Origin of the sequence: Vibrio jasicida CAIM 1864 = LMG 25398, from assembly GCF_000400365.1 — a bacterium.
Lineage (GTDB): Bacteria > Pseudomonadota > Gammaproteobacteria > Enterobacterales > Vibrionaceae > Vibrio > Vibrio jasicida.
Genome location: NZ_BAOG01000045.1, coordinates 48,318 through 65,975, shown reverse-complemented (window position 1 = coordinate 65,975; position 17,658 = coordinate 48,318). Strand labels below are relative to the sequence as shown.

The window sequence follows — 17,658 nt, the reverse complement described above, 5'->3', positions numbered from 1 at the left end:
CCAATCCCTTTTTTTGTATTCAATTCTATTTAATCTTACGCCAAGGTTGCCAATTGGCTTTGCGCGTCTGAAATGCCTTTCGCTGCTGCGTCATCACCCATGTTTAGCGCTTCTGCGTAAACAAACTCCACATCCGTAATACCAACAAAGCCCAATACTGTACGTAGGTATGGTGTCATGCTGTCGGTTGGTGAGTCTTTATGAAGACCGCCACGTGTGGTGACTACAATTGCTTTCTTCCCTTCAATCAGACCTTGAACGCCGTTTTCTGTGTATTTGAATGTCACGCCTGCACGAGCAATCAAATCAATCCAGTTTTTAAGCTGAGTTGGAATCGTAAAGTTGTACATTGGTGCTGCGATAACCAAAGTATCTGCTGCTTTGATTTCTTCAATTAAGGTATCAGATAGGTCAACCACCGTTTGTTGCTCTTGTGAAAGATCTTCTGTTGCACGTAGTGCTGTCGCAACTGAAAAGTCTAACACTGGCAGTGGATTTGCAGCTAAGTCACGAACAGTTAGCTTATCTTGGTCTACATTTTTGATGAAGTCTTCAACCAGTTTGTTTGATTGAGAGTAATCGCCAAGGATGCTTGATTTAAGAGCTAGTACACGAGACATATGGATTTCCTTTAATAAGTGCTTTCGGCTATGTGATGCATTATAGGCAATGCCCAGCGACTCAAAACCCGATGGATTCGCTTAAGTTGTTCGAAAAAATTGAATGACTGCTTGAAGCTGCTTTCCGTTATCTTGTTCTAGCCCTTATGTGCTACAATCCGCGCAGTTTTATGTAATGAAAAGAATAGGAAACGCTTTGACTTCGTCACAGCCCCCAAAAAAGAATCCCGCTGAAGAGCAATCGACACCGTCAAATGGTGCGCAAAATGCCAAAGCGAAGCAGGCTAATGCATCTCAAGCACAAGCTTCTCAGAATGCTACGCCTCAGGCTCAAGTAAATAACGCGGCGTCACTACGCAAGGCACTTAATCAGTGCATGATGCGTGACCGCTTCCGCTTGAGTAAACGAATCTCTGGTGCAAGCAAAATCAAAAAAGACGCAGCGCGTAACGCTGTGTTTGATGAAATCGCATTAGACATCGCCAAATCCATGATGGTTGTGGAGCAACGTAGTAGCTACAAACCAACGATTGAATACCCTGAAATCCTGCCAGTCAGCCAAAAACGCGACGACATTGCGAAAGCGATCGAAGAAAACCAAGTGGTTATCGTTGCGGGTGAGACCGGTTCAGGTAAAACCACTCAGCTGCCAAAAATCTGTGCTGAGCTTGGTCGCGGTAAATTCGGTTTGATTGGTCATACTCAGCCTCGTCGCCTTGCGGCACGTTCGGTTGCGAACCGTATTGCCGAAGAGATGGAAACCAAGCTTGGTGAGTTTGTTGGCTACAAGGTTCGATTCAACGATCAGATCTCTGAAAATACCCAAATCAAATTGATGACGGACGGTATTTTGCTGGCTGAAATTCAGCATGACCGCTTCTTAAATCAATACGACACCATCATTATCGATGAAGCGCACGAGCGCAGCCTTAACATCGATTTCATCTTGGGTTACTTGAAAGAGTTGCTACCACGTCGTCCTGATTTGAAAGTGATCATCACGTCGGCAACCATTGACCCAGAGCGTTTTTCAAAACACTTCAACAACGCACCAATCATTGAGGTGTCAGGTCGTACTTACCCAGTAGAAACGCGTTACCGCCCACTAAGCGGTGATGACGATAATGATCGTGACCAACTTGAAGGTATCTTCGAAGCGGTAGACGAACTGTGCGATGAAGGTTTAGGTGACATTCTGATCTTCATGAACGGTGAGCGTGAAATCCGTGATACCGCTGATGCATTGTCTAAACGTAACCTGAAGAGCACAGAAATTGTGCCGCTTTACGCGCGTTTGTCGGCGGGTGAGCAAAACAAGATTTTCCAACCTCATGTTGGTCGCCGCATTGTACTGGCAACCAACGTAGCAGAAACCTCGTTGACGGTTCCGGGCATCAAGTACGTTATCGACCCAGGTACGGCGCGTATTAGCCGATACAGTTACCGTACTAAGGTTCAGCGTCTTCCAATCGAGCCAGTTTCTCAGGCGAGTGCGAACCAGCGTAAAGGTCGTTGTGGTCGTGTGGAAGAGGGTATCTGTATCCGTCTGTACTCAGAGAAAGATTTTGAGTCACGCCCGGAGTTTACCGATCCTGAGATCCTGCGTACTAACCTAGCGTCGGTTATCTTGCAGATGACCGCACTTGGTTTGGGCGATATTCAAGCCTTCCCGTTTGTGGAAGCGCCAGACAAACGTAACATCCAAGACGGTGTTCGTTTGCTGGAAGAGCTTGGTGCGATTAACGCAGAAGCGAAACCGTCCGATTCTCAAGGTAATAAGAAACGCCTGACCAGTATTGGCCGTCAACTTGCCCGCCTTCCAATCGACCCACGTTTAGCGCGTATGGTATTGGAAGCTCCAAAACAAGGCGCGCTGAAAGAAGTCATGGTTATCGCAGCGGCATTGTCGATTCAGGACCCGCGTGAGCGTCCAAGTGACAAGCAGCAATCATCAGATGACAAACACAAACGCTTCTTCCATGAAGAATCAGACTTCCTGACGTTGGTGAACTTGTGGGACTACATCCAGAAGCAACAAAAAGCGCTGACGGGCAACCAATTCCGCAAACAGTGTAAGCAAGATTACTTGAACTACTTGCGCGTTCGTGAGTGGCAAGATGTGTACTTCCAAATTCACCAATCCATGCGTGAAATGGAGTTCAAACTCAACGATGAGCCTGCGTCTTACCATGGCGTTCATAGTTCTATTCTTGTGGGTTTGTTGTCGCACATCGGTATGAAAGACCAAGAGAAGAATGAATATCAAGGTGCGCGTAACGCTCGTTTCCATATCTTCCCTGCATCAGGTCTATTCAAGAAACAGCCTAAGTGGATCATGTCTGCTGAACTGGTGGAAACCTCAAAACTTTGGGGTCGCATCATCGCTAAGATTCAGCCAGAGTGGATTGAACCATTAGCGAAGCACCTGATTAAACGTAGCTACAGCGAGCCACATTGGTCGAAGAAACGCGCAGCAGTCTTGGCACACGAAAAAGTGATGCTTTACGGGGTACCGATTGTTCCTAACCGTTTGGTGAACTACGGAAGTATCGATCCAACGGTGAGCCGTGAGATCTTTATCCGTAGCGCGTTGGTAGAAGGCGAATGGGATACCAAACACGCGTTCTTTAAGCAAAACCGCAAACTTCTGCAAGAGGTGGAAGAGCTTGAGCATAAATCTCGTCGCCGCGATATTTTGGTGGACGATGATGAGTTGTTTGATTTCTATGACCAACGTGTGGGTACGGAAGTCGTTTCTGGTAAGCACTTCGATACATGGTGGAAGAAGGCATCGAAAGAGAACAAAGAGCTGCTGAACTTCGAGAAAGAGATGCTGTTCAAAGGCGATGCTAGCCACGTAACCGATTTGGATTACCCGAACTTCTGGCACCAAAACAACCTAAAACTTAAGCTGAGCTACCAGTTTGAACCGGGCGAAGACAGCGATGGTGTGACGGTACACTTACCGCTGCCGATCCTTAACCAAGTTGAGCCTGCGGGCTTTGACTGGCAGATCCCTGGTCTGCGCCATGAGCTTGTGGTGAGCTTGATTAAATCGCTGCCGAAGACGATTCGTAAAAACTTTGTTCCTGCACCAAACTATGCTGATGCTTTCTTAGCTCGCTCGACGCCAATGGAAGCACCTTTATTAGATTCGCTTGAAAAAGAGCTTCGTCGAATGACTGGTGTGGAAGTTCTGCGCGAAGATTGGAATATGGATCAAATTCCTGAGCACTTGAAGGTGACTTTCCGCGCGGTTGACCATAGAAATCGCAAGTTGAAGGAAAATAGCGACCTTCATGCGTTGAAAGAAAGCCTGAAAGACAAAGTTCAAGAAACGCTGTCTAAAGTCGCCGATGATGACATTGAGCAGCAAGGCTTACATACTTGGAGCTTTGGTGAGCTGCCTAAGGTATATCAACAAAAACGCGGTGGTTACGACGTTAAAGCGTACCCGGCGATTGTGGATTCCAAAGACAGTGTAGAAATCAAACTGTACGAAACTGAATACGAACAGGTGACGGCTATGCAAGCGGGTCAGCGTCGTCTGATCTTGTTAAACGTGCTGTCGCCAATCAAATATCTGCACTCCAACTTACCGAACAAATCGAAGTTGGGTCTGTACTTTAACCCTTACGGTAAAGTGTTGGATCTGATTGATGACTGTATCGCGTGTGGTGTCGATAAGCTTATCGAAGAGCAGGGCGGTTTGGTTTGGGAGCCTGAGAAGTTTGATGCGCTGAAAGAACACGTTCGTGCAGAGCTGGGTGACACAGTTGTGGATATTGCACAACAAGTCGAAACCATTCTGACGACGGCTTTCAATATCAACAAAAAGTTGAAAGGCAAAGTGGATTTCACCATGGCATTTGCGTTATCTGACATTAAAGCGCAAGTGGAAGGTTTGATTTTCAAAGGCTTCGCAACAGAGTGTGGTTGGAAGCGTCTTCCGGACATTCTGCGTTACATGCGTGCCATTGAACGTCGTATGGAGAAGCTACCGATCGATCCAAACAAAGACCGTTTACACATGTTGAGAATCGAGTCAGTGGCGAGTGATTACAAAGAACTACTTAATAAGATTCCGAAAGGCATGGTGATTCCAGAAAACGTGAAAGAAGTGCGTTGGATGATCGAAGAGCTTCGAGTAAGCCTTTTTGCTCAACAATTAGGCACTCCGTATCCGGTTTCTGATAAACGAGTCAAAAATGCGATTGATGCTTGCTAAACGCTAAGTACAATAGCGGCAGTTTTTCTTGTGAGGTTCATCGACTTATCAATGGTTTGTCCAGTTTAGGTCGCTGTTGGTATAGTATTTGCTAAGAATTGTTCACAAGTTATTTTAAGTCACAAGGGAGGCAATGATTCGCCTCCCTTGTGTTTGCAGTACCAACCTCTGCGACGGTGCAGGAGTGGGTAATTATAAAGAGTAAAGGTTGATGATGAAGAAAACTCTATTGGCAGTGGCACTTCTAAGTGCTTCTTCTGCAGCAATGGCAGATTCATGGATTTATGGTGGTGCTTCTGTAGGTCAGTCTGACTTCAAAGGCGAGACTGACACTTCATACTCTGTACACGTAGGTACAGGTATTCTGCCTATCATCGGTATCGAAGCGGGTGTTACTCAGCACGGTGAATTCAAGATCGCAGGTCACGAAACTAAGCTGACTTCTTACTACGCAGCGCTTAAGCCAAGCATCGACTTCGGTCCACTGCACGTTTACGCGAAAGGTGGTATCCACCAGTGGGATAAGAAAGTGTCTGGCGGTAAAGACGATGATGATGTGGATCTAATGTACGGTGTCGGCGCTGAATACTTCATTTTCGGTCCAATGTCTGTTGGCGCAAGCTACATGAACTACACAGCAGGTAAAGACGACATCGGTACGTTCTCTCTAAACGCGACGTTGCACTTCCTATAATCGTCGAACATTTCGAAGATTTATTTGATAAACACCGGCAACGCGCCGGTGTTTTTTTGTCTGTAAATCACACAAATCAATATTGAGCATAAATTATTCATTTCTCGGTCTTAAAACCATCAAACTTTCGCATATAGTATTTAGCTAGCTACATAAGGAACGCGATGCAGTTCGCGTGATGTTCCGTTCAGGAATCGAACAGGAAAGGTATAACTATGAAAACAAAACTCTCGTTATTGGCTTTGGCGCTATGCTCAACATCAGCACTTGCTGACTCTTGGCTATATGCTGGTGGTCAAATTGGTCAATCAGACATAGACAGTGAAAACGACACGACCTACGGCATTCATGTAGGGACGGGGATCTTGCCACTGATCGGCATTGAAGTAGGTTATTTTAATCACGGCCAAGTTGACTTGAATTTAGGCGGTAATCGAGGCGATGTGGACTTCTCGTCATTTTATCTAGCAGCTAAACCAAGTATCGATTTTGGTCCTCTGCACGTTTACGCGAAGGGTGGTATCAACGCATTTAACGTCGAATACAATGGTAACCTTAGCAACTTGGACAAAGACGATGGTGTCTCTTACATGTATGGTGTTGGCGCGGAATACTTCTTGTTAGACAACATTTCTGTCGGTGCCAGTTATCAAGCCTTTGGGGTGGATATTGATGGAGACAGTGATACAGTAAGCAGCATCACGGGTAACTTGACGTTCCACTTCTTATAGAAAGAAATTGAGCAATCAATAGATAATAAAAGAAGCGCGCCGTTCTTTTGGATAAAGTGACGGCGCGCTTTTTCATTAATCCTGAATTGGATTCGGTCTACATTGAATATTCGTGAGAGGGACAAATTTATCGTCCTTCTCGTAGTAAACCCCGCAATCTTCTCCGCGTAACTGTAGGGTATATTGATCGGGCAACTCAGTTTCTGCTCCGTTTAATGGCATGTTGTGCTTTTCCATTAATTGCCCCGACACGATCAATAAGTGTGAGTTCGTCTCAAAGGTATTCGATGCGATCTTCGTCGGTGCTTGTGTTCCTTGAATCGTGTTAATTGCACTTTGGATTTCGCTCACGGTATCTGCGGAGGTTTTAATACTTAACGCATTAACTGCATCACTGTTGCTTGATGTTGAACACCCCATCAGTACAAGGCTAAGTCCAGCTCCAGTGAGTAAGATCATTGTTTTAGTTAATTTTGACATGAATCGCCTCTTGTCGAAGTGGGTCAATTTCTTGAGTCAGTGGAGTGCCACCTAGTCTCGGCATTGCTTGATATGAGCGAGCCATTGCAGGTGCTGGAGGACAAGTTCCCCCCGTTGTCATGTAGTTTAGCGCTGCAGACAGCATACCTTCGGATGGATCACCCAATGGTTTGGTTAAGTCATCTGCCACTACACAACCTTCCACTTTGTCATCTATACCAATGTTAGACGATACAAGATTTTTTGCCGTAGGAGTAAACCCATCGGCAAAATCACCAAAGCCTTTGTCATTCGAAGATTTAAATTGAATGGTGTAATACACGTTACCGCAGTTCTGCTGAGGTGAGAAGCCGTAAGGTTTACCTGTTGTCGTTGTGCCAATTTGAATAACGTCAACGTCGATACCACGCAAGCCGTTGATTAGCAGTTCGCTTGAAGACGCAGTGTTATCCGTCGTTAAGACATATACGCGCTCTGCACTAAGCGTCGGTAGAGGGTTGTTAGTGAGCGTTCCTGTTGCCCAGTTGATTTCTTTATCGACGAAATTGTAAACGTTATCTCGTACCTGGCCAGAGTTCATGATCTTGTCGTTATAGATTAACTCGCCAAACGTCGCGTTTGGATGAGAACCCGCCAGCATGTAACCGACTTGCGCTGATTGCCAAATCAAGCCACCGCCGTTGTAGCGCAAGTCCATGACGATTTCGTCCACATTTTGGGCTGAAAGCTGGTTGAATGCATTGATAAGCGGTTGCTGTGCCGTGACTTCAAATGCGTTGTATTGCATGTAGCCGACTTTTGTTCCGTTGTTGTCGATAACTTTTACATTACGTACAGGGCTTGTTGCCACATCAGAAGAGGTGAGTGTAATGATCTTCATACCGCCATTAACCGCTTCAAAGGTAAACGTGTAATTACGTCCTAACTCTGGGTTGAACAATGCTTGGTTAATGAGATCCACTTCTGCTTGGGAAGAGGTATTAACGACATCCACGCTGTTAATTTTTAATAGCTTGTCTCCACGCTCAACGCCATTGAGTGATGCTGGTGAACCATCCTCTGTGTAAGAAATAAGCACCTCTCGAGGCGCGTAACTATTAACGAATTTCCAGTTGAAACCGAAACCAGCAACAAGACCAGCTTGTTGAGATTTCATCACCTCGTCGTATGAACGTGTGAAATGAAAACGATCTTTCTTTTGGCCGCTTGCTGTGGTCGATGATGTGACGAGTGAATCAAAGTAGTTGACGACAGACGGATAATTGTTTGGATTATTGTCTGGGATTTCGTCATACCAAAGGTAGGTATCGTTACTAAATGCTCGAAGGAACATCTTTTCATACAGGGTTGAGCCTGCTTTATCTGGGTAATTTTTTCCGGTATACGGGTCGGTGCCCGTTCTTGCTACGCTGCATTTATTGGCTAAGTTGGCTGCTGTCTGCGAGAAATCACCAGCAGACCAAGAAAGACCATTGCTCGTCGCGGAACTTGTGCTGTCACCTCCGCCGCCACCGCAACCTAGCAGTGCAATAGGGAGGGCGGTTAATAACGCTGCTTGTTTATACTTCAACATAACGTGTCCTTACATCTGTGATATATACCCGAGTCAATCTCGCTGAGCCAAGCATTTTGAGGTTACTAGGGTATATGGTTCTATTTGTTTTTATTAATCCTTATATAAGCTACTTGAATGTATAAATTTTGAGTCTGATTGTGCAACAAATATGCAATCAAGTGTGATTGGCATCATATAAAACGTCAGATATAGGGGTGTGCTAAATTAGCTTTAACTAAAAATCCGTTTTTAAATAATAGCTTACAGTACCTACATTACCCTGAGCAGAAATAAACGAAGAATAAAACGGAGTAAGGAACACTTGGTATTCTTTGTTTCTGAATACCAAGTGGCGTGCTGAAGTTCAACAGTTAAGACATTCGATTGAGCTGTGTTTGGTATTTCTTTTTAAGTGCTTCATTACCTGCTGCGCCTTCAAGTTCAACCATTAAACGAAGGGAAGGTTTTTTGACCCCATACATTTGATTAAAGCGCATAAGGCGAATGCGTGCATCTGTGTAGTTGCCGCTTTCTATTTCTAACTTTGCTAACTGGAGAATGGATTTTGGACGGTGAGGGTCATGATCAATAGCGCGCGTGAAATAGTATTTTGCTCTTTCTGTATTGTCGGATTTGAGTGCGCAAAAGCCAGCATTCTCATAACTAGCAGGGATAAGGAAGTAATAAGGCTGTTCAATGGCGCGGTTGAACATTTTATCCGCTTTCTCAAAACTTCCTTGCTTGCATAAGAATGTGCCGTAGTTATTAAGTACGTTACCGTTTTTGGAATGTTGTCGCAGAGAACGTTTGTACATCTCTTCTGCTTTTTTGTCTTCACCAACCGTTTCGTAATAATGAGCCATAGAAAGTTGAGCACGGTAGTAGCTTGGAGCGTGGGTGAGGGCTTGTTGGAAGTTATCATGTGCTCGGATCATGTTGCCACCGTCTAGGTATCCCAAACCAAGTGCGATACGAGACTCAGCCATGGCGACCGGGTCGGCTTTTACAACTGGACTATTACCATCTTCATTCACGGTCACACAACCGAGCAGGCTAAACTGAGTCGCCAGTATAAGAGCGCTGAGTTTTATGATCTTCATTTGTCTTTCCCACATCCCTAATTCTTTCAGCATGATATGAATTACAGTGCAAAAGCCTAATGAGGAAAAAACACAATGCGATCAGGTTTGCAAACTCGTATGAAAAAGCCGCCAGTTGGCGGCTTGGTTCACAATCTCTACGAGTGAATTAATCGTCTTTGGTAAAGGCGGCTTCGCTGAAATGGTCCAGGTCGTAAGGAGTTTGTTGATAAACGCAGTAGTTTAGCCAGTTTGAGAAAAGCAGGTGACCATGGCTACGCCAACTTGCGACAGGGCCGTTATCCGGATTGTTGTTCGGGTAATAATTAACAGGAATAGCGGGCTCCATGTCTTCACCTAAATCACGAATGTACTCATTATGTAACGTATGAGAGTCGTATTCAGGATGACCAGTGACAAAGACGTTACGTTTGTCTTTGGTTGTTGCAAGGTAAACACCCGCAACATCAGACGTGGCTAGAATATCGAGATCGGTATGTTCTTCTAAGAACTCTCGTGAGAAATCAGCATAACGAGAATGTGGCGCCAAGAAAGTATCGTCAAAACCACGCAGAACTGGGTGGTAAGGGTTGTGAATTTTATGATGATAAACCCCAGATAATTTTTCTTTGCGGGTTTTTTTGGGTAAATCGTAAAGCAGTTTTAAACCTGCTTGTGCTGCCCAACACACATACAGTGTGGAGGTCACGTGGTCTTTTGCCCATTCCATGATGGTTTTTAAGTGGTCCCAATAAATGACATCTTCAAATTGGACCAAACCGAGTGGCGCCCCAGTAATGATCATGCCATCGAAATTTTTACCTTTTACCATTTCAAATTGACGGTAGAAGGTATCAAGATGCTCAGTTGGTGTGTTCTTACTTGGACGATTATCGATACGCAGTAGCTCGACATTTACTTGCAGAGGGCTGTTTGAAAGTAGGCGAAGAAACTGAGTTTCGGTCTCAATTTTTTTTGGCATTAAATTGAGGATAAGCACTCGCAATGGACGGATTTCCTGACTTGCCGCTCGACTCTCGCTCATCACAAAGATGTTCTCTGTCCTTAATACATCGCTAGCGGGTAACTGATCTGGAATTCTAATTGGCACGGCTTTCTCTCCCTAAGCTTCACTTTTTAGACGTCTATACATCTAAAGCTAACGCAATTGCTTACGGATGTCGATACGAAATGTGACTTTGCACAAGATTTCTTTTGCCCAATAAAACAAAATGCCCAGTGGTTAACTGGGCGTAATAGCTAAGCAAGTTGGTCATTACCTTCAATTAGATAATGATTACTGACCGAGCCTTCGGTACGAGCTTTAAGATGCGGAATATAATCTGGGTCATTCATAAAATTGAGCGCAGCCTGCCGAGATGGCCATTCGATCATGATTCGAAGGGCTGGTGAGTCTCCCGTTCCTTCCAACCGTTCATGAACATTAGTACGTGCAATGTAGTTGCCACCGTGTTTCTCAACTAAATCGTTTGAAACGTTTACATAAGCGGGTACCCAGTCTTGGCTGGTAGGGGTTACATCTAGTACAGAATAATAGGTCACGGTTTGCTCCTTATTTGTGCTCTGACCAATGAATTTTAGTGTAATGAGATAAAGCGATTGTGATAAGCAAGAAGGATTGCAAAACACTTTTTAGATTCTATTGATAATGGGAATCGGATGACGATAACGCTTAACGAAAGCGTATTGAATATCCGATTAAGTGAACGACCAATTGTGATTGCGGCAAGGTTTCTGATTACATCTTACTGCAACGTGTCGGCTAGCATTTGTAGGTTATTATGATATCAAGTTAGTATGATTCTTGAGCTGTGATACTAATAAATACCTTAATCAGCTGACCGACGCGTGCTTTAAGTGCGTTGTTTGGGTCATCATCGTCAGTGGAGGACATCATGTTCGGTATGTTTAAAAAGAAAGAGACGATTCAGAGTATTGCGCATCAGGTACCAACTCTCTTGCTGAAAGAGTTTGGCGATAAGGAAGCTTACTCGCCAGAAGAAATTGACCAAGCGTTAAATCAACTCGGTCATGAAAAGCATGCGGATGCTACGAGGTATCAATACGCTTATGGCATGTTTGCGAACTTAGTCAGTTATGAACGACTGGGTTTAACGGAAGAGCTTGGTAATTATGGTCATTTTCAGCGAGAAGTCGGCAAGATGCTGCTCAACACACCCGAGCCTATCGATATGTACATATACTTTGAACTTGCTCAGCAACCTGAGTTTAATACAAACCAAGTTGATGTCGGCAATGAAGCAAAGGTTGTCGAGAGCAGTGTGGGTGGTAGCCACTAGTGTCAGGGCCGAATTCTAACATCCATTTTCTTGCTGATTTCCCTCATGAAACTAGCATTATTGCTCAGTGGTATTTTGATGAGTGGGCGTACACAGTTCCGGGTGTTACGCCTTCACAAGTTCAAGAAAAGGTTTTACTCAAAGCCAACAGTCGACGTGAATTTCCTTTGGCCTTTGTTCTTCATGATGAGTACAACAAGCTTGCTGCTGTGGCGGAGTTAAAAATTCGTGAAAATGTTCATTTTCCAGAGTATGAACATTGGTTAGGTGGCGTGTATGTGGAGTTCTCATCAAGAGGAAAAGGTTATGCAGCAGCGCTTGTCACTCACGCTCAAAACCATGTACTTCAACTTGGTATCGCAAAGCTTTTCTTACAATGTGAAGCACATAACCAAGCCTTATATGTTAGGCATGGTTTTCGTCCTTTACACAAAGCGAATCATAACGGAGTAGAGACGACAATAATGGTTTGGGAATCTTCTGGGACCCTCCGCTAAGTGTCATCCGTCCACGCACCTCAATCACTCTATTTCTTCATCGTTAAGATTGAAATTAATAAGCGCTAGTGTGCATATTTTGACATCGGTCAAAATTATGCCACTTTTTACGAACTACATATGCAATGTGTCTAATACTCATTTCTAGTTGATTAACCAATTTTTGGAACTAGGATCATGGAGGATGCATGAATAAGTGTCTAGCAGCGGGGTTGGTCGTGAGCTTGTTTGGGTGCAGTTTGTCTGAAGAGGTACATATCGAAGGTCGAACCTTGTATTTTAACGGTGAAATCACTGCAGAAAAAGTCGCTCAAGTGATTGATCTTGCCAATGTTCAGCCAAATGGCGTTGTTGCATTAATGATTGACAGTGACTCCGGTGAGTATCGTCCGGCCATGGAGCTTGGACGTTGGTTGTATAACAATCAGATACATCTTATCGTCAATGGTGTTTGTGCGTCGGCTTGTGCAAACTACGTTTTGACCGCTGCACCAAGTACACTTGTCATGAAGGGTTCCGAGATTTTGTGGTTTGGCGGAGCGATGAGCGATGAGTGGTTGCAAGACGGGTTTGATAAGCAAGAACTTGAGCAGTGGCACGAATCGCTCAGTCTATGGCGTCAACAAGAAGACGCATTTTTTGCTTTGGTCGATGTTAACCCTAAAATCACAATGTATGGCCATATAAACAAGCGTGAAAAGTTGCAAAAAGCCGGCTGTGATACTGACGATGCTGCGTGGACGTACCATATCGATGATATGCAAAAGTTGGGGCTGAACAACATTGTTTACGCGGACCCAGAATCTTTACTTGTTGCTCGTAGTGGCTCTAGCTGTGTCATCAATTTAGAAGATAATGACTTTTAGGTTTGATTATTACGTCCACGTAAATGTGATTTGTATCACTTTTTATAGCTAATCAAAGGATTTTGATTATAATGCGCCGCTCAGAGACTCGATATGTCATCGAGTTCAGGTTTTATTGAGCGTTGATTGCCTTATGTTCAAAATGCTTGTTTCTATGCCTCCACTGGTTGCTTTGTCTATCGCTATCGTATGTGAGGTGATTGCTACTTCTTCAATCCCTAAAACTGAACAGTTCACCAAAATGATGCCGAGCACCATTGTCATTATTGGTTACGGGATTGCTTTCTTCCTACTGTCTGTAACAGTGAAAAGCATGCCTGTTGGTATCGTATATGCGATTTGGAGTGGAGCAGGTATTGTTTTGGTTGCTGCTGTAGGTTATTTCCTTTACGGGCAAAAACTCGACCTAGCGGCGATCGTTGGGATCAGCTTTATTCTCACCGGTGTGATGATTGTTAACTTACTTTCTAAAACTGCCGGGCATTAAACGGCAGAATGAAACAGCAAAAAGCCGCAACACGTTATGTGCTGCGGCTTTTTTGTTACTTACTTCTGATTGATTGAGGCGGTTGATTCACATTAATTTGCCATTGCCTCAATGAGCTCTACTTGTCGACGGTGTTTACGATTTCGGTACATCACAGCAGCCAAGGCAGGTAAGCTGAATGCTATAAAGCCTAGGATAAGCGCGTAGGCTCCAGTCTTCTCACTGATGCCAGCAGGCACGTCGAAAGAAACAAAAATAGTTACCATGCAACTAATCAAACCTAAAGTGGCGACTAACATCATCCCTAATTTCCCACCAGGCACTCGGAATGGGCGTTCAATGTCGGCGTGCTTACGACGAGAAACCAAAAAGCTGACGAAAATACAAATGTACATCACCATGTAAAGTTGTGTCATCAGAATATTCAGCAACCACATGCCTTGATTGACGTTTGGCACCAAGATGAACACCAGTGAAAGAACACTGACAATCGCACCTTGCAGCAGTAGCAGAGGAACGGGCGCTTGGTTTTTGTTTTCCTTAGATAACGCCATCGGCATGAAGTGATCTTTTGCCGCCACATGCAAACTTTTTGTCGGCGCGATGATCCAGTTGTTCAAGCTTGCTAGGCTACCGAAGACAATGGCGAGTGCGATAACTGGCAGCATGAAGGACAGGTTCAAGTCATCAAAGAAAGCCTTAAAGGCCAGAATGACACCTTCACTCAAGCTTGAATGATCACTCGATACAACGGAAGAGATAGACAGTGAGCATGCTGTTAAGGACACCAAGATGAGAGCAGTAGAGAAAATCAATGCTTTTGGATAGGTCTTTTGCGGATTGTCGACTTCACTGGCGTATGATGTGGTGATCTCCAAGCCGGTTAATGACAATACCACGGCAGTAAAGCCAGCCCCAATGCCATCTTGTGAAAAATCGGGTAACCAATCTGATGCGTGACGCAGTGAAATATGCGACTCACTAGGGTTTGTGTAGGCCCAATAGCCCCCAAGACCGATGATCAGAAGAATAGGGAAGATAAGTCCTAAAGTACCGAAAACATTGGTGATGATTGATGATAAACGTAACCCAAAGATGTTCACCAAGGTTAGTGCCCAGAAAATCACGTTAATCATCACCAGCATAAAAATGTTGTTTTGTGCTAGTTCAGGGAAGAATGGATATGCCCCTGTGGCGACAATGAACGAAATCAGTGGCGGGTAATAAACAATATTTTCCGCATATTGATACCACACGGTAGCAAACCCGAAGTTTGGCCCAATGGTCTCCTTACCCCATAAATATACGCCACCTTGCTGCGGATAAGTGGTGCTCAATTCTGCGCATACTAAAGCTGTCGGGACGAAAAAGCACAATCCAGCCAACAAGAAGAAAGAAATTGCGTGACTACCAAATAAGGCGGCACCCGGAATGTTCCTTATGCTGTCGACGGACGTAACCGTAATCATGATGACAGAAAAGACACTGAGTTTGACGGCGGATTTGGCGATATTGCTCATTCGATACCTTTAGTGATTGAGCCACGCGTTTGGGTTGTAGAACCCGCGTGCTACAAGTAAGACGAGCGTATTGTAGGTCTGTGAGAATCAGCGGGTATATAGCCAAAAATGGTATGTATTTACTCAAAAATGAACCGAAATCTCAGTGGTTTATTCGTAATCAATATAATCGATTGCGTTGTTTAAAAAACGCAAGATTGAATCAAAAAATGCATATAAGTAAAGGTATTTATAGCGATTTAATTATTACCAGAAACCTAGAAATTTGATGAAAATACACCATTGTTTGACTCTGCCCTTAGGGGAAGGTCTAGATTGAGTGCGACTCGAATGAAACAGAAGTAGGAGAATATGATGGGATGTTGCAATCAAACACCGAAAGGTGGCACGGGAAAACTGTCCTATTTATTAGGGTTAATGGCTTTGTTGTTTGTGGTTATCTTGCTGTTAGCGGCGTTCTTCGGTTAGAAGCGAGCAAACACAAACACGCCCTAAAGCGAGTGTTGCGTTTGATTAGATTACCTAGAAGCGGGTATTGGCCAAACTAATTCCGAAGAAAATAAACAAACCGCCGCTGACGTAATTAAGCCATTTACTGGTTTTAGGAGAGGTCAGTGTCGCCTTTACTTTTGTCGCGAAGAAAATCACAAACAAGAACCAGCTTGCCACAATGCTTGCCTGTAACGCACCTAGCATCATGCTCTGCTCTAGAATATGTTCTGGTTTGACAAATTGCGGAAAGATAGACAAGTAAAAAAGGACGATTTTCGGGTTGAGTAAATTTGTCAGAAGGCCTTTAACGAATGCTTGCTTCAAGGTGTGCTTTTCAATCTTACGGTCGAATTTCAATTTTTTGTCTGCGAGCTTAAAGCCACTTTTGAGGTTATTGATACCAAGCCAAATCAAATACGCTACGCCCATCCATTTTAGAATGTTGAATGCAAGTGCAGACTGAGAGAGCAGCAAGCTCAATCCTTTTGCGGAAACAAACGCATGGATTAAAAAACCAAGCGCAACACCGAGGATATTGGCGATCGCGAAACGGCGGCTTTGCGTGAGTGCAGTAAATAAAATCAGCAAAGCATTGGGACCGGGAATGACAGCAAGGAAGAAAACAATACCGCCAAAAGCGAGCAAGGTGTCGAGATTCATTATTATTCCAATTAAAGCAAAAGATTGGCATCACCTAAGATAGGCGAGACTGTACACTTGCGTGCAGGGAAAAACAAATGGCGCTTATTACGAAAGCCAGTGTTTTTCACAGATTTGAAGAACGATCGTGATTGTGTGCTGGCTGGCGTAAATTTATATGGTTTTATTTTTCCTCTTTCCTTCCTGTTCGGATGCAGCATAATAACCTAGCTCAAACCGCATAATTTTTCGAAGATTATCAAATAGGATTAGATAATATGTTGCTTGAAGATCTTCAAGTCGTGCTCAAAGTTGCAGAGTTTCGTAGCATCACAGGAGCTGCGACGGCGTTAGACATGAGAACGGCAACTGCCAGCGCGGCGGTGAAGAGAGTTGAAGCCTCCTTAGGGGCAGAATTATTTGTTCGAACTACACGTCATTTGCGTTTATCCAGTGCGGGTGAGCGTTACCTTCCTCAGTGTGAAAAAGCGCTAGAAATGTTAGAACACGCGAAACAGAATATGCGTGAAGATCTGGATATTATCGATGGAGAAGTTCGAATCGCGCTCTCTTCCGATTTAGGGCGAAATTTAGTCACACCTTGGCTCGATGAATTTATGGATAGCTATCCAAAGGTCACGTTGAGAAGCAACATCAGCGACAGTAACGTGGACTTTTACCGAGACTCGGTAGACATGGCGCTGCGCTATGGAGCACCAACAGACTCCAACATGTACGGCTTTAAAATTTGCAATGTGCCTAGGCTATTGTGCGCAACCCCTGAATACCTTGTAGAGCACGGCGCACCAAAGACTCCGCGAGACTTAATCGAACACAATGGTTTGCTGTACCAACTGCACGATACATTGCAGGACGTGTGGGGATTTAATGATGGTTATAACGAGCACAAAATTAAACTCAAAGGTAATCGCGCTTCCAATGATGGCGATCTCGTTAGGCGTTGGTGTGTTTCTGGAAAGGGCTTAGCGATAAAGTCTTGTTTGGATATGTCGCAAGATTTGCTTACAGGAAATGTCGTCAATGTCATGAGTGCATATAAACCCACTCCGACAGAACTGTGGTTGATTTGCCCGAGCCGTCAATCAATTACGCCAACAGTGAGATTGCTACGCGATCTGTTCAGAGAAAAAACTAAAGTCATCCTTACAGATTTGGTTGAGAAGGGGATATTGGATGCTTCGGTATTAAAAGTCAGTTAGCCATATGCCGCACGTTGTAAGCATTATGTGTGGTGTTTTTGTTGCGATTCGAGCGAAATCACCTCTTTTTTGTCTAACTTGCTACGGACAACCGCAAGATCAGAAAGTTCTTATTGTGTCCTGTGTCGAACAACCATAAAATCCGCGCGCTTTAGTTTCTATAATAAGCACACTCAATGATAAAAGTTACTTTCATTTATCGTTGTTTTTAAGGATTTTATAGGCGAGT

Annotated in this window: 16 protein-coding genes; 8 read left to right on the top strand and 8 right to left on the bottom strand. The window is 44.2% G+C overall.

Annotation, left to right across the window (positions count from 1 at the left end):
• Window positions 1-35: 35 nt before the first annotated feature.
• The gene (locus VJL_RS13585) at window positions 36-620 is read right to left on the bottom strand and encodes an FMN-dependent NADH-azoreductase (protein ID WP_038878688.1); all 585 of its coding nucleotides are present in this window, start codon (window positions 618-620) and stop codon (window positions 36-38) included.
• A 175-nt stretch (window positions 621-795) separates the two neighbouring features.
• On the opposite strand from VJL_RS13585, the gene hrpA reads away from it, so the two are divergent.
• The 3 genes from hrpA to VJL_RS13570 all read left to right on the top strand — a co-directional run bounded on the left by hrpA (window position 796) and on the right by VJL_RS13570 (window position 6,273).
• Window positions 796-4,848, top strand: a complete 4,053-nt coding sequence (gene hrpA, locus VJL_RS13580) for an ATP-dependent RNA helicase HrpA (protein WP_081634971.1) — start codon at window positions 796-798, stop codon at window positions 4,846-4,848.
• Window positions 4,849-5,062: 214 nt separating this feature from the next.
• Window positions 5,063-5,542 (top strand): outer membrane beta-barrel protein, encoded by a 480-nt coding sequence (locus VJL_RS13575; protein ID WP_038878755.1) that lies wholly within the window; start codon window positions 5,063-5,065, stop codon window positions 5,540-5,542.
• Between the two features lie 215 nt (window positions 5,543-5,757).
• The gene (locus VJL_RS13570) at window positions 5,758-6,273 is read left to right on the top strand and encodes an outer membrane beta-barrel protein (protein WP_038872315.1); all 516 of its coding nucleotides are present in this window, start codon (window positions 5,758-5,760) and stop codon (window positions 6,271-6,273) included.
• A 75-nt stretch (window positions 6,274-6,348) separates the two neighbouring features.
• On the opposite strand, the gene VJL_RS13565 is transcribed toward VJL_RS13570, so the two are convergent.
• From VJL_RS13565 to VJL_RS13545, 5 genes are all read right to left on the bottom strand, one after another.
• Window positions 6,349-6,753 carry a hypothetical protein gene (locus VJL_RS13565; RefSeq protein ID WP_038878686.1) on the bottom strand — a complete coding sequence of 135 codons (405 nt, stop codon included), beginning with the start codon at window positions 6,751-6,753 and terminating at the stop codon, window positions 6,349-6,351.
• Complete coding sequence (locus VJL_RS13560) at window positions 6,737-8,326, bottom strand: S41 family peptidase (RefSeq protein ID WP_038878683.1); 1,590 nt, start codon at window positions 8,324-8,326, stop codon at window positions 6,737-6,739. The genes VJL_RS13565 and VJL_RS13560 overlap by 17 nt, the downstream gene beginning before the upstream one ends.
• 353 nt (window positions 8,327-8,679) lie before the next feature.
• A complete protein-coding gene (gene pilW, locus VJL_RS13555) occupies window positions 8,680-9,408 on the bottom strand; it encodes a type IV pilus biogenesis/stability protein PilW (protein WP_038878754.1) in 729 nt (242 codons plus the stop codon).
• Between the two features lie 148 nt (window positions 9,409-9,556).
• Entirely contained in the window at window positions 9,557-10,498 is a 942-nt protein-coding gene (metA, locus tag VJL_RS13550) for a homoserine O-acetyltransferase MetA (RefSeq protein WP_038878680.1), read from the bottom strand.
• Window positions 10,499-10,647: 149 nt separating this feature from the next.
• Entirely contained in the window at window positions 10,648-10,950 is a 303-nt protein-coding gene (locus VJL_RS13545) for a DUF1330 domain-containing protein (RefSeq protein ID WP_038878677.1), read from the bottom strand.
• Between the two features lie 353 nt (window positions 10,951-11,303).
• On the opposite strand from VJL_RS13545, the gene VJL_RS13540 reads away from it, so the two are divergent.
• The 4 genes from VJL_RS13540 to VJL_RS13525 all read left to right on the top strand — a co-directional run bounded on the left by VJL_RS13540 (window position 11,304) and on the right by VJL_RS13525 (window position 13,558).
• A complete protein-coding gene (locus VJL_RS13540) occupies window positions 11,304-11,708 on the top strand; it encodes a DUF6559 family protein (protein ID WP_038878675.1) in 405 nt (134 codons plus the stop codon).
• Window positions 11,708-12,205, top strand: coding sequence for a GNAT family N-acetyltransferase (locus tag VJL_RS13535; RefSeq protein ID WP_038878672.1), 498 nt, complete (start codon window positions 11,708-11,710; stop codon window positions 12,203-12,205). Before VJL_RS13540 ends, VJL_RS13535 begins: the two co-directional genes overlap by 1 nt.
• A gap of 188 nt (window positions 12,206-12,393) precedes the next feature.
• On the top strand, window positions 12,394-13,071 hold the full coding sequence (locus VJL_RS13530) for a hypothetical protein (protein WP_038878670.1): 678 nt from the start codon (window positions 12,394-12,396) through the stop codon (window positions 13,069-13,071).
• Between the two features lie 154 nt (window positions 13,072-13,225).
• Window positions 13,226-13,558, top strand: a complete 333-nt coding sequence (locus VJL_RS13525; RefSeq protein WP_063344241.1) for a DMT family transporter — start codon at window positions 13,226-13,228, stop codon at window positions 13,556-13,558.
• A gap of 92 nt (window positions 13,559-13,650) precedes the next feature.
• Here VJL_RS13525 and VJL_RS13520 read toward each other — a convergent pair whose 3' ends face one another.
• The gene (locus VJL_RS13520; protein ID WP_038878667.1) at window positions 13,651-15,078 is read right to left on the bottom strand and encodes an APC family permease; all 1,428 of its coding nucleotides are present in this window, start codon (window positions 15,076-15,078) and stop codon (window positions 13,651-13,653) included.
• Between the two features lie 522 nt (window positions 15,079-15,600).
• Window positions 15,601-16,230 (bottom strand): LysE family translocator, encoded by a 630-nt coding sequence (locus VJL_RS13510; RefSeq protein ID WP_038878661.1) that lies wholly within the window; start codon window positions 16,228-16,230, stop codon window positions 15,601-15,603.
• Between the two features lie 257 nt (window positions 16,231-16,487).
• On the opposite strand from VJL_RS13510, the gene VJL_RS13505 reads away from it, so the two are divergent.
• The gene (locus tag VJL_RS13505) at window positions 16,488-17,429 is read left to right on the top strand and encodes a LysR family transcriptional regulator (protein WP_038878658.1); all 942 of its coding nucleotides are present in this window, start codon (window positions 16,488-16,490) and stop codon (window positions 17,427-17,429) included.
• The last annotated feature ends 229 nt before the right edge of the window (window positions 17,430-17,658 follow it).

What these genes read in the sequence shown, in the direction of transcription:
- VJL_RS13575 (WP_038878755.1), top strand. Translation starts at nt 5,063, where the DNA reads ATGAAGAAAACTCTATTGGCAGTGGCACTTCTAAGTGCTTCTTCTGCA.
- VJL_RS13520 (WP_038878667.1), bottom strand. Translation starts at nt 15,078, where the DNA reads ATGAGCAATATCGCCAAATCCGCCGTCAAACTCAGTGTCTTTTCTGTC.
- VJL_RS13505 (WP_038878658.1), top strand. Translation starts at nt 16,488, where the DNA reads ATGTTGCTTGAAGATCTTCAAGTCGTGCTCAAAGTTGCAGAGTTTCGT.
- VJL_RS13565 (WP_038878686.1), bottom strand. Translation starts at nt 6,753, where the DNA reads ATGTCAAAATTAACTAAAACAATGATCTTACTCACTGGAGCTGGACTT.
- VJL_RS13560 (WP_038878683.1), bottom strand. Translation starts at nt 8,326, where the DNA reads ATGTTGAAGTATAAACAAGCAGCGTTATTAACCGCCCTCCCTATTGCA.
- hrpA (WP_081634971.1), top strand. Translation starts at nt 796, where the DNA reads ATGAAAAGAATAGGAAACGCTTTGACTTCGTCACAGCCCCCAAAAAAG.
- VJL_RS13525 (WP_063344241.1), top strand. Translation starts at nt 13,226, where the DNA reads ATGCCTCCACTGGTTGCTTTGTCTATCGCTATCGTATGTGAGGTGATT.
- VJL_RS13570 (WP_038872315.1), top strand. Translation starts at nt 5,758, where the DNA reads ATGAAAACAAAACTCTCGTTATTGGCTTTGGCGCTATGCTCAACATCA.
- VJL_RS13540 (WP_038878675.1), top strand. Translation starts at nt 11,304, where the DNA reads ATGTTCGGTATGTTTAAAAAGAAAGAGACGATTCAGAGTATTGCGCAT.
- VJL_RS13530 (WP_038878670.1), top strand. Translation starts at nt 12,394, where the DNA reads ATGAATAAGTGTCTAGCAGCGGGGTTGGTCGTGAGCTTGTTTGGGTGC.
- VJL_RS13585 (WP_038878688.1), bottom strand. Translation starts at nt 620, where the DNA reads ATGTCTCGTGTACTAGCTCTTAAATCAAGCATCCTTGGCGATTACTCT.
- VJL_RS13510 (WP_038878661.1), bottom strand. Translation starts at nt 16,230, where the DNA reads ATGAATCTCGACACCTTGCTCGCTTTTGGCGGTATTGTTTTCTTCCTT.
- pilW (WP_038878754.1), bottom strand. Translation starts at nt 9,408, where the DNA reads ATGAAGATCATAAAACTCAGCGCTCTTATACTGGCGACTCAGTTTAGC.